The organism is Paenibacillus sp. 01L418, assembly GCF_056400045.1.
Genome location: NZ_JBFTSN010000195.1, coordinates 1 through 11468, shown reverse-complemented (window position 1 = coordinate 11468; position 11468 = coordinate 1). Strand labels below are relative to the sequence as shown.

Here is an 11468-nt window from a genome sequence, read left to right as displayed (position 1 = left end):
AGCTTAATCGTCGTCGCTTTATTTCTTTTCATCATTTCATTTTTTTCGGTTTTCATGGTTGTCCATGTTCTCTTGTCCTTTATTGCCGTACTCGCCATGTGGCCGCAAGCACATTGGATCGGTGAATGAAACGCATAGCCTTCTGAGGAAATCGTATAGTTGTCTGTTTGAACTGTATGCTTTCTATTGCATGATGTACAACCTACCTCAATAAACTGTCTATAATCACGAATAAATTTCATGCGCTGTTATCCCCCAAGATGATCGATTTATAGACTTAAAGCCAAACCGACAACAAAAAAAACTTCCGGAATGCATATGAATTTCATACGCATTTCGGAAGATAACATTCACCGCTCGTTATTAGCACTCGCCTGCTGCAGCTGGTTTTCCTGCATCCTTCGCTGTGCGGAACGATGAACCGCAGCCRCAAGTTGCACTTGCATTCGGGTTCTCGATCGTAAAACCGCCGCCCATTGCCGATTCCTTAAAATCGATAACAAGACCGGTTAAGTATTTGACGCTTTCTCCATCTACAACCACTTTAAGGCCTTCCATATCTAAAGCCTTATCGCCTTCATGCTCTTCATCGTCAAAGCCCATGCCGTAAGAGAAACCACTGCAGCCGCCTTCTTTTACGCCAATGCGCAAAAACATTTCAGGGCCGCCCTCTTCAGCAAGCATTTCTTTTATTTTGTCAGATGCTGTATCACTGATTGTGATCATGCTACATCCCTCCGTTTATCCATCATTCGTTTTAATTGCTGATTACTTTTCACTTACTTATTTGTAGTATACTCCAGTTTGTTCAGTTGCTCAATAGAAGCATGCCCACAAATGAAATTTACAATTTGTGTAAATGCCAATACTTTTCTTATTGCCCCTGCTACGTATGAGGTTTATAATAGTTACAGCTTCTTTAATCGGAAAAGAAAGTTATTTTTTTCACAAACTACTTAAATCAGGAGGCTTAGCCATGAACGTTATAATACCGACAGAGGATACAAAGATGCAGCACATTATTGAAAAAGTGCGTCATGGGCAGCGTTTAACGCTTGAAGATGGTGTTTTCTTATATCAATCAGACGATCTGCTTACAATTGGACAGCTCGCAAATGAAGTTGCCCTGCGCAAAAATGGCAAGAAGGTTTATTTTATTGAGAACATGAGTCTTTACTTTACGAACGTATGTGAAGCCCATTGTGCATTTTGCAACTTCCGCAAGGATGAAGGCGAGGAAGGCTCCTACACGCTTAGCGGCGAGCAAATGATTGAATATGTAGAACAGCATTTCCACCCTGGCGTTCGGGAATTTCATATCGTAGGCGGTCATAATCCGAATGTTCCTTTCCAATATTATGTAGATTCTTTGAAAGCATTAAATGAGCGTTATCCCGACGTAACTCTTAAGGCTTATACTGCTGCGGAGATCGACTTTTTCTCCCGAATCAGCGGCTTGACTTACCGCGAGGTGCTTGAGGAGCTCATGAAAGCCGGCCTGAAGTCGCTAACAGGCGGCGGCGCAGAAATATTATCAGATCATTACCGCAAAAAAATGCGTGTAGACAAAGCCGATGTTACCCAATATTTGCAGGTTCACCGGACTGCCCATGAACTAGGCCTGCGCACGCACACAACCATGCTATATGGTTCARTTGAAACGAAAGAAGACCGCATCCGCCACATGATGCATATTCGTGATCTTCAAGACGAAACAAACGGCTTCCAAGTATTTATTCCGCTTTCCATGCAGCCGATTAATCCAAGAGCCGGCATTCGCAGACGTAATTCAGCATTCGAGGATCTTAAGACGATTGCAATCAGCCGTTTGATGCTCGACAACTTCCAGCATATTAAGGCTTACTTTATTAACATTGGTGTACAGCTTACACAAGTCGCATTAACGATGGGAGCATCGGATGCGCATGGCACGATTGTGAAGGAAAAAATCAGTCATGCTGCAGGTGCCCTAACTCCTGAAGGCATAACGCGCGAAGATCTCATTTGGCTCATTAAAGGCGCAGGACGAATTCCGGTGGAACGCGATACTTTTTACAATGAAATTAAAGTTTACGAGTGAGTAATCTACAACACGAACGCACAAAATAGACCATCATCTAGAAACGTGGAGTTGGAAATCATATGAGAAAACTTATTATTTTGGGCGGAGGTTATGGCGGTCTTGCCATAGCTAACGAGCTCTTAGAAAAACAGTTGCCGATCGATGTTTCCATCGTACTGATTGACCGAATGCCTTTTCAAGGCTTAAAAACGGAATATTACGCGCTTGCTGCAGGAACTGTTTCAGACCTGGAGCTTCGCGTAAAATTTCCAGTTGATCCGAGAATTTCACTCGCTTACGGCGAGGTCACCGATGTGGATATGGAGCTGAAGCTTGTTCATATCGWAGGTCAAGAATCAATGGAATATGAATGGCTTGTGATCGGCCTTGGATGTACGGATAAATATCATGGGATTGAAGGCGCTGAGCAGTATTCTACGAGCATTCAGACCTTCTCAGCCGCTAGACAAACCTACGCTCAGCTCAATGACGTTAAACCTTATGGCCAAGTGTCCATTGTAGGCGGCGGACTAAGCGGTGTCGAGGTTGCAGCGGAACTGCGCGAGAGTCGTCCTGATCTTAACATTCGTATTTTGGATCGCGGGCCTAAGGTGCTCTCGGCTTTCCCGAGCAAGCTGCAATCCTTTGTAGCGGAATGGTTCGGAGAGCATCATGTTGAAATGCGCGGCCATGTCGGACTTACAAAAGTCGAAGGCGGTATTTTGCATGATGGCAATTCTTCAACGCCTATTTATACAGACGTAACGGTATGGACAGCAGGCATCCAGCCTGTACCGCTTGTGCAGCGAATGGAATTGCCGAAGGATAATCAAGGCAGACTTATCATTAATGAATACCATCAATTGCCGGATCATACCGATGTATTTATCGTTGGTGACTGCGCGGCACTGCCGCTGTCGCCAAGCGGTCAAGCCGCAGGTGCCCAAGGCAAGCAAATTGCCGAGGTCCTGCAGGCTATCTGGCATGATAAGACACCTCGTCTTGGCAAAATCAAGCTAAAAGGCGTTCTCGGTTCACTTGGCAAAAAAAGCGGCTTCGGCTTGATGGGCGGAACCGCGATTATGGGCCGTGTGCCGCGCCTTGTTAAGAGTGGAGTGCTTTGGAGATCTAAACGTCACCTTGGCTAGTACATGGTATTACAAATCATCGAGCAGCTTATCCAGCTCATCTTGATCTGCCTTTTKCTGCTCAATGGCTTTCAAAATATTGTCGTACAGCTCGTCTACCGAGTCTGCGGATACGATTGCACCCTCAACTAACGCAAATGGGTTTAAATAACATTCGCCGCAGTTGCCTAAGCAGCCATATTCGGTTACTTCGTATTCATCATTTTGCTCAAATAATTGCATTATACGATCAGTGCCGTGGTGCATATTACTGGCACAAAACTCAATCATTGTTTTAAACATGATGCTTCACCTAACTTTACTAAGTTACTATCCATTTTCAATTGCTTCACTTTGTACTATAATAGGGGAGAAAGGAGATGATTGCAATGAGTGAACAAGTACAAGACACGATGTACGATGAAGTATTGGACGTACTCGATAAGCTTCGTCCGTTTTTGCAGCGCGACGGCGGCGATGTTGAACTAGTCGATGTTGAAGGCGGCATCATCAAGCTTCGCCTAATGGGTGCATGCGGAAGCTGCCCAAGCTCGACGATCACGCTTAAAGCGGGTATCGAACGCGCACTTCTCGAAGAAGTTGAAGGTGTAATCGAAGTCGTTCAAGTATTCTAAAAATATAAGAACGAATCATGATTGCTCTAGGCATGACAAATGATGAAGAGTCTTATCGACWKCATAGGAGCTAGCTCCGAAGCTTAACGATAAGACTCTTTTTTTTAATTCCTATAAGATCAGAACATCCCTTTAATATTGGCGACAATTGGATCAAAGCCGCCTGTGACATCAATTACATTACCCGTTAAGAAATTCGATTGCCGGTCACATAGAAACAGCACCACGCGCGCTACATCCTCGCCAGTACCCGGACGTCCGATCGGCGATTCTTTATCGTAGTCTTCCTCAACCTCAGCAATAGATCGTTCCTTGTTGACGCCCCGAATATCTCCAGGCCCAATTAAATTAACGGTAATGCCATGCGGTGCTTCTTCGACTGCTAACGACTTCGTAAACGAGACAAGTCCTGTCTTCGCTGCGGCATATACCGCTCGATGCGGCCAAGCCCGCGCTTCTCCTGCATGTCCGAAGCCAAAGTGAACGATACGTCCCCATTTGCGCTCACGCATGCCAGGCAGCAGGCGATGATCCAGCAGCATAACGCCTAACAAATTGCCATGGAGCAGTCTAATAATAGTCTCTTCATCATATTCGCTGAATAGACGCCGCTTGCGGACAAATGGGCCTGCGTTGTTGACCAGTATATCTACGCCGCCAAACGAGCGCTCAGCCTCGTCAGCAAGCCGCTCAACGCCCTCAGTCGTAGCAATATCAGCTTGCACGGTAATTGCCTTTACACCAAGCTGCTCGATCTGTGCCTTTACCTGCTGTGCTTCAAGCTCGCTCTCGTAGTAGTTAATGACAACATTGCAGCCTTGCTCAGCAAGCTGGAGCGCCGTTCGTTTGCCGAGTCCCTTAGCGCTGCCTGTTACTAATGCTGTTTTCCCTTTGAGTCCCACGAGTTTTCCCCCCTCGGGATTATGGTTGCTTGTTTCGCATCAATCCGCATGCGTATTGATACGTGAGCAGCAGCGATTCCATCGCTAAATATAGACCCTGCGTCAAATCAGCGGATTGCTCTGCTACATTTTCCAGCTTGATCTCTTCACCGTACATACGGCTGCTTTGAATAAGATCATCCTGCATCTCCGAGTTCATAAAATGAATCTCGGTATTTCTGCGCTTGCGCATCCTTGTTGTTGATTCCTTGTATTTCTCCTTCACATCATTCAGCTTCCAAGTAAGCCCTGGATGAGCTTTCTTCTCCCGCATGTTGCGCAAAACGGTGAAATAAGAAAAATGCGGCTTGATCCGCTCCGTTCTCATATCGAGCAGCTCATTAAGGAACGTACCAAGCTTATCCAGCAAAGAAAATACACGGATAAAAGCGTTTTTATCAAAGTAGATATAACGATTATAATGGATACGTTCCTCATCTGTCATTTGTTTGAGAGATGAGGAAGTAATTTTATGTTGAAAATGAAGGGCGACATAATGGCTTTGCTCTAGCTCGTCCAATGAAGAACGAAGTCCAAGCGTCCAAATCTCATATTTGCGCAGCTTTTGAACGTCAGCTCCGTTCTCAGCCATTTTTTTGGACAAAATGGAGATGAACTGATCCATGAAACGATACGTTTCTGCAAGGGTTCCTTCCGCTTTTCTTAAGGGTTCATCAAACAGGAAACGCAGCATCATCGAACAGTCCCTTCTACATTTACATGCTTACAGCTGACTTTGATCATTTCATTTCAAATGCTTTTACTATCCTTTGCGCCCTTCTCTGAGGCGCCATGAACGAATTAATATGTCCATTAATAATCCAAACAATCCGGTTACAATTAGATTGTGCAATAAATTGGTGAACAGAAACCACTCTGAGTTTGTAATCGTAGCTGTCAAGAGTGCGCCGCTGAAAATTTGAGTAATGACAAGTCCGAGCGTCCACGCAGCAGGCTTCGTTAATCCCGCTCCGCCATGGCTGACCTTACGAATATGGAGAAACAATCCTGCAAGGCTGATACCAAGCAGCAAAGCAGCCACACGGTGGATAAATACCGCTCCTGTTGCTCCGCTAATCTCTGGAATTACTTCACCGTTACAAAGCGGCCAGCCTAGACATCCGCCGCCAGACTCCGTATGCCGAATGAATGCTCCCAAATATACAACAACGTAACAAAAGATAGCGGTAAGCAGGACGCGAGGGAAAACAGAGCGCGGTACTTTAAACTCCACTGGCGGTCCGTCTTTCGCTCTAAACGTCCAAATAACTAACAGCAGTGTTGCTGCAAAAGCGATTAAGGAAATACCAAAATGTATGGCCATAATAGGTGGYGATTGAGGCCACATGACGGCGGCCGCCCCCATTAACGCTTGGATGATTGTGAATAACAATGCACCGCCAGCATAAAAAAGTGGCTCTTTGTAGCTTTTTCGGTTTTGTCTAAATTTACGGAACATTGCAACGGCAGTTGCGAGAACAAGAAGACCTTCAAAACCTGTCACAAGCCGATGTGAATATTCAATCATGGATTCAATTGTATAAGCAGGAATAAATTTGCCATGACACAAAGGCCAGTCATCACCGCAGCCTCGTCCAGAATCCGTATTCGTCACTAATGCTCCGCCGAGCAGTACAAGAAGCATTCCGATGCACGCAGCGAGAGCTAACGCGCGAAAACGCCCGGTTACCATAATAAAATCACCTTATTTCATGTTTTAATAACAGTTCAATTATAGCCATAAAAAAAGGCAAAAGCCATGTTGAAAATGTGACACTTCAAGTAGAAGCACTGAAAAAAAGGAAAGCCCGCGCTGAGAGAACGAATTCTCACAAGGCGCGGACTAACGATTACTTATGAGCCAGCGCATCGCTGACTTGGATGGAACGATCGACGAATTCCTCGATTTCCTCGCGTGATTTGCGCAGCTTGCTAACGAATCTAACTAGCTCCTTGCTTTCACGGAAAGCGATAAAGCTCGGTATGCCCAGTATGTTCAGTTCGGAGCAAAGATCAGGTAGATCGTCGCGATCCAGCTCGATGAAAGTAACCTTGCCCTCATAATGACGTTCTAAATCCGGCATAAACGGATCGATAAAATGGCAATCCTTGCACCAAGTCGTCTTAAATACTGCAATCGTGAGCCCTTCGCTTGCCACTGCTTCGCGGAAAGCCTCATCTGTCGTTAACTTTTTCATCTCGCACCTCTGCACATCGTTGTATTTAACATGATCTTATGTTGCTTAGACTTCCCGATCCAGCGTAAATATTCTCATGTCTTCGCCCATGTCGACCCAGCCAATCTTTGCTTTTAATGCTGCAGCCAAATTACGCGCTGGCACATATGTCGTACCATTAATAACAGTTACCGGGAACGCCCATTTTACATTTTTACCGTTAACGACGGCTGTATCGCTGCCATTTTTTAGAACAATGGTCGTATTTGTAGCTCCATCATTAACTTTTAAGCTTTTTGTTTTTGCGTCATACGTCAGGGTAGCACCCAACTGCTCAACCGTATCGCGGAGAGGAATAATTGTAATATTGTCGGCAGTCAAAATGACAGGATTATAATAATCAGAAGGATACCATGTGATGTTCTRCTTGCCGATATGCAATTTATTTTTCAATAAATCATAAGCAAATGATTTTTCATCAAATTGCTTCAATACTTGATAACCTTGCATGCCAAAAAGCTTATCTACAGAAATATCCGTCTTGGATGCTACAGGCGCATCTGCCTTTACATCGCCGTTTACATTCCAAGTTTCGCTTTCAACCTTGATTGTCAGCCCTTTAACCGGCAAAATACCGTATTCTAGGTCCACTGTTGGAACATAAGAAAGCTCATAGGCCTGCTTCCGCATATCTAGCTTATTATCGAAATAAACATCTGCTTTGATGGTTAGGTCCTTGCTGAAAATTTCATCTAATGTTTCATCCGGCTCTTCCTCAAGCAGCTTCAGCTCGCCCTGCAGCTCCGTTAAGAGAAGAGCGATAGCGTCCGTTGCTTCCTTGATCGCTTCCTTAGGATCCTGAGTATCTAATTCGCTGCCTTCAAATGGGTTAATCGTACCTGCAGCTGCCCATACATTTGGATTGCTCTGAAGAATCTCAAACACGCCTGTTATCATCTTGTCTAAACCAACACGATCAGCAACAAGTGCATCAACATATTTTTTCACCCATGCCCAAATTTCAGGACCATCAAGGTCAACATGCACTTTCATCAATGAAGTCGGTGAACCATTAATGGATTCATTTACTGGCTTCACTTCAATTCGTTCTGGATTTGGCAGGTTATGTATAACATACGAGCCAATGGTATCCAGCATCTGGTGACCAAGCGCAGTTAGCGCCGCTTCATCAACTGCCGGAGCTTCAGTAGATGCTGCTCCCGCTGGCAAGACTGTCAAATCTGATACCCCTGTCAAACCAAGCAAACCCTCGCTCGTCAGATCAAGCACAAAAGGATGCTTTGCTCCCTCAAGCTCCATCACAGCAAGTTTGTCAGACATTTTCAATGAAAATTTAATGCTTGCCGTTTCTCCAAAAACGAGACTTCCATCCATGGAGATATTTGAGCTGTCCTGCGCTTTAACATGATCCAGTTGAAGCTTCATATTGGAAACCAGCTTCATAATGGCAAGTTCCTCTTCAGGAGCACCTTCATAGGCTTCCTCATCTAGCAAGAGCTTAAATTCTAGCGACTGCTTGCTTTCACTTGAAGTAACTTTAAGTGAATTTTTGAGCGCCGTATTAAAATCAAGATTGGAAACCGCTTGACAACCGGCAACGAAAATAAGTGTTAAAGCTAATAAAAGAATCAATAACTTACTTGGTCTTGCAAAAAATGATTTCATCCACTCGTCTCCTTTGTTATCGAACATCAATAAGCAGGTTATTGTTATTCACAAACTCTACTCATTGTACAGGAGACTCTATTTGTTGTAAATGTATGGAAAGCACTAGTTTTGTCGAATTTTCAAGCCTTTTACAAGCAGACATTACGACTGTTTTGTTTGAATTTCCACTTGCTTTGTTTCACGACGCCAATTGATTTTCCAATCATAATAATTTGCAATGTCTCGCAACGCAATCATATGCACCTCAGTACCGGATTTCTCGGAGAAATGGATGCCAGGAACCTCTTTCTCGTCAATAAACAGCTTAGCAGAATGATCGCCCTTCAACTTACGGAAAAGCTCTTCTTCGGTTTCACCTGCTCTTGCCCCATTGATTCGGAAACTATTGTGATGCAACTTAGAGTTAATGCCTTCTTTCGTCGTAAACGTAATAGGTATACCTACCGCTTTTGTCAGCTCCAAAACAGCTTCATTATGAGCACCATATGGAAACGCAAGTGCACTCACCTTATTGCCGAGTTCACTCTTCAGCCGCTCCCCAGCCCTAAGCAAATCTTTTTTCAACCGTTCAACGTACTCCGCCTTTGTTTCCATCTTTTTCTTTTGTTTATCATAATTAAGCTTGGACATGACAGGCGCTTCATTACCGTGTTCGTTCACTGCTCCATAACGATGCATATCAAAGGTGTGGCTCATAAAGCTCATTCCCGCTTGCTGCATTTCCCTCATCTGATCCCAAGTCAGCTTTGGCGTTCCCGGCTTCGTACGGTCATCGATCGTCGAGACGATTACAAAGTTGACAGCAGGATAACCATATTCCTTCAGAATCGGATAAGCAAGCTTATAAAAGCTTTCATAGCCGTCATCAAATGTAATCAACAGCGCGTTATCCGGCACATGGCCTTTTCCTTGCATGAAGTTAATATATTGTTCAATAGTAATAACTTGAAAGCCATTTTGCTTCACAAGCTGCATTTGTTTTTTAAACCGCTCCACAGCAATAATGCCATCAGACTGAGGTTTTCTTGCGATATCATGATACATAAGAACGGCGACCTGCTCTGAATAATAAACACTCTTTTTACTAGAAGACATACTGAATAAATCAAACTGCTTGTCAAACGCTTGCTCCAAATATTGCGCCGATACCATCAAGCGGTCGTTTTGAATCATAGCAGGTGCTTGGCCCTCTAGCTTTGTACCATTTACTATCAATTGAACGCTGTTTACCTTGTTCTCATTTGAACATCCTGTCAGCAGCCATCCAACCATCATAGCGACAGCAATGACGATTGCTAGCGCTGCTTTTTTCTTTTGATCCATTATGATTTCCCCCTCAACTACCCAACTAATGGATAGTGTAGAGGAGAAATCTTATCGACTGCGTTTATAGCCGCTTAACATATGCTTAAAGAAATCTTAAGTTTCAAGATGCGCCAACGGGAAGCTCATCTCGAATATCGTTTCCTTAGTGGAACTGCTAACCGATATTCGTCCATTTTGCGCTTCGATAATACTTTTGGTAATCGCGAGTCCAAGGCCCGTTCCTCCAGACCCCGATTCAGAAGATCGTGATCGGTCAACACGGTAGAAGCGGTCAAAAATAAAAGGAACATCTTGTGCCGGAATTTGCTCGCCGTAATTAATAACTCGAATGACAGCTCGATCTTCTATATTCTCGATCTGCAAATCGATAATTTTGCCTGAGCTGCCATATTGAATGGCGTTCGTCATTAAATTATCGAAGGCGCGCGCCAGCATATTCCCGTCCGCCATAATGAACAATGTGTTTTCCTTTGTTTGAATATTGCAGGTCATCTTCGCCTTCTCTAGGCTTGGAACGAACTCCTCGGTAAGCTGGAGTGCGAAGCCGACAATGTCTAGTTCATCAAGCTCCAGCGGCATGCCGTTGTTTAGCTTTGTGTATTCAAACAGATCATCGATTAATCGTTTCAGATGCTTCGATTTCTCATAGGCGATGTTAACGAAATATCGGAGCTCTACCTCATCCTGATACCGATCCTGATCGATCAGTTCAAGGAAACCTAAAATGGACGTAAGCGGTGTACGCAGATCATGAGATACACCGGTAATTAAATCATTTTTTGATTTCTCGGCATTTCGCTCATCCTGCAGCAGCTGATTGAATTGCTGGCCTAATCCATTTATGCTGCTTGCTATTTCTCCAAGCTCATCCGACGCTTTGACAGGAATAACATAATCAAGCTCCCCAGCACCCAGCTGCTGCAGGCCAAATCGGATTTCCTTCAAATAGTTAATCATGTTCCTGCTTGTCCAGAAAAATAACGCTAGAAAAAGCAGACATCCAAAAATAGCAATGACAGGGGCAGAACCAATATTGTTTACGATCCAAATTAATGTACGATTATACGATGTGTATTGTATAAGAAAATAGGCAAGCAAATGTCCTGCAATGACGCAGCATAACATAAGACCTAAGCTTTGTAAGAAAGCAATGATAAAGGATAAGCGAATGGTACGGAAAAACTTATAGCCCTTCTGATTATCACTCGCCCCACGTTGGTCAAGCTTCCTGTAGCAAATTACAAAGATCAATAAACCCGCAGCAGCTGCGATTGGCGTTGATCCGATGTTCTCAATTGTCCATATAATTGTTTTGTCGTATGGCTTTATATCTAACATAAACCACAGCAGCATCCAGCCAATCACAGCAAACAGCACCGCTGCTCCTAAACTTGCTGCAGCTGCCTTTAAGTTGAATTTGTTCTTTTTCTTCATCATTTCAGCACCTTCATTTGCGAGGTTTGCATCTAAATAGGCAGGTGGAAGACGAGGTTCACACGATGCCTATAGCG

The 11468-nt window shown here is 44.1% G+C and carries 13 protein-coding genes; 3 read left to right on the top strand and 10 right to left on the bottom strand.

The features are described 5' to 3' along the window. The coding region (locus AC1DSE_RS20725) for a hypothetical protein (protein WP_477528117.1) at positions 1 to 242 on the bottom strand (242 nt) is incomplete at its 3' end. Positions 243 to 363: 121 nt separating this feature from the next. Further along, on the bottom strand, positions 364 to 726 hold the full coding sequence (gene erpA / locus AC1DSE_RS20720; RefSeq protein WP_339204459.1) for an iron-sulfur cluster insertion protein ErpA: 363 nt from the start codon (positions 724 to 726) through the stop codon (positions 364 to 366). A 250-nt stretch (positions 727 to 976) separates the two neighbouring features. Between erpA and mqnE the strand changes: the two genes are divergently transcribed. Then, positions 977 to 2080 carry an aminofutalosine synthase MqnE gene (gene mqnE / locus AC1DSE_RS20715; protein WP_477528116.1) on the top strand — a complete coding sequence of 368 codons (1104 nt, stop codon included), beginning with the start codon at positions 977 to 979 and terminating at the stop codon, positions 2078 to 2080. 62 nt (positions 2081 to 2142) lie between these two features. Further along, positions 2143 to 3210 (top strand): NAD(P)/FAD-dependent oxidoreductase, encoded by a 1068-nt coding sequence (locus tag AC1DSE_RS20710; protein ID WP_477528115.1) that lies wholly within the window; start codon positions 2143 to 2145, stop codon positions 3208 to 3210. Positions 3211 to 3219: 9 nt separating this feature from the next. On the opposite strand, the gene AC1DSE_RS20705 is transcribed toward AC1DSE_RS20710, so the two are convergent. Then, entirely contained in the window at positions 3220 to 3492 is a 273-nt protein-coding gene (locus AC1DSE_RS20705; protein WP_477528114.1) for a YuzB family protein, read from the bottom strand. 86 nt (positions 3493 to 3578) lie between these two features. Here AC1DSE_RS20705 and AC1DSE_RS20700 point away from each other — a divergent pair, with 86 nt between their 5' ends. Further along, positions 3579 to 3824, top strand: a complete 246-nt coding sequence (locus AC1DSE_RS20700) for a NifU family protein (RefSeq protein WP_054026871.1) — start codon at positions 3579 to 3581, stop codon at positions 3822 to 3824. A 119-nt stretch (positions 3825 to 3943) separates the two neighbouring features. On the opposite strand, the gene AC1DSE_RS20695 is transcribed toward AC1DSE_RS20700, so the two are convergent. The 7 genes from AC1DSE_RS20695 to AC1DSE_RS20665 all read right to left on the bottom strand — a co-directional run bounded on the left by AC1DSE_RS20695 (position 3944) and on the right by AC1DSE_RS20665 (position 11394). Continuing rightward, on the bottom strand, positions 3944 to 4726 hold the full coding sequence (locus AC1DSE_RS20695) for an SDR family oxidoreductase (protein ID WP_076267524.1): 783 nt from the start codon (positions 4724 to 4726) through the stop codon (positions 3944 to 3946). Positions 4727 to 4745: 19 nt separating this feature from the next. Further along, entirely contained in the window at positions 4746 to 5462 is a 717-nt protein-coding gene (locus tag AC1DSE_RS20690; protein ID WP_339204464.1) for a Cthe_2314 family HEPN domain-containing protein, read from the bottom strand. Positions 5463 to 5528: 66 nt separating this feature from the next. Further along, the gene (locus AC1DSE_RS20685; RefSeq protein ID WP_477509035.1) at positions 5529 to 6458 is read right to left on the bottom strand and encodes a COX15/CtaA family protein; all 930 of its coding nucleotides are present in this window, start codon (positions 6456 to 6458) and stop codon (positions 5529 to 5531) included. A 157-nt stretch (positions 6459 to 6615) separates the two neighbouring features. Beyond that, positions 6616 to 6963 carry a thioredoxin family protein gene (locus AC1DSE_RS20680; protein ID WP_477509036.1) on the bottom strand — a complete coding sequence of 116 codons (348 nt, stop codon included), beginning with the start codon at positions 6961 to 6963 and terminating at the stop codon, positions 6616 to 6618. A 45-nt stretch (positions 6964 to 7008) separates the two neighbouring features. Then, entirely contained in the window at positions 7009 to 8628 is a 1620-nt protein-coding gene (locus AC1DSE_RS20675) for a copper amine oxidase N-terminal domain-containing protein (protein ID WP_477528113.1), read from the bottom strand. A 144-nt stretch (positions 8629 to 8772) separates the two neighbouring features. Next, the gene (locus AC1DSE_RS20670) at positions 8773 to 9954 is read right to left on the bottom strand and encodes a polysaccharide deacetylase family protein (RefSeq protein ID WP_477509038.1); all 1182 of its coding nucleotides are present in this window, start codon (positions 9952 to 9954) and stop codon (positions 8773 to 8775) included. Positions 9955 to 10050: 96 nt separating this feature from the next. Further along, complete coding sequence (locus AC1DSE_RS20665) at positions 10051 to 11394, bottom strand: sensor histidine kinase (protein WP_477509039.1); 1344 nt, start codon at positions 11392 to 11394, stop codon at positions 10051 to 10053. Between the last annotated feature and the right edge of the window lie 74 nt (positions 11395 to 11468).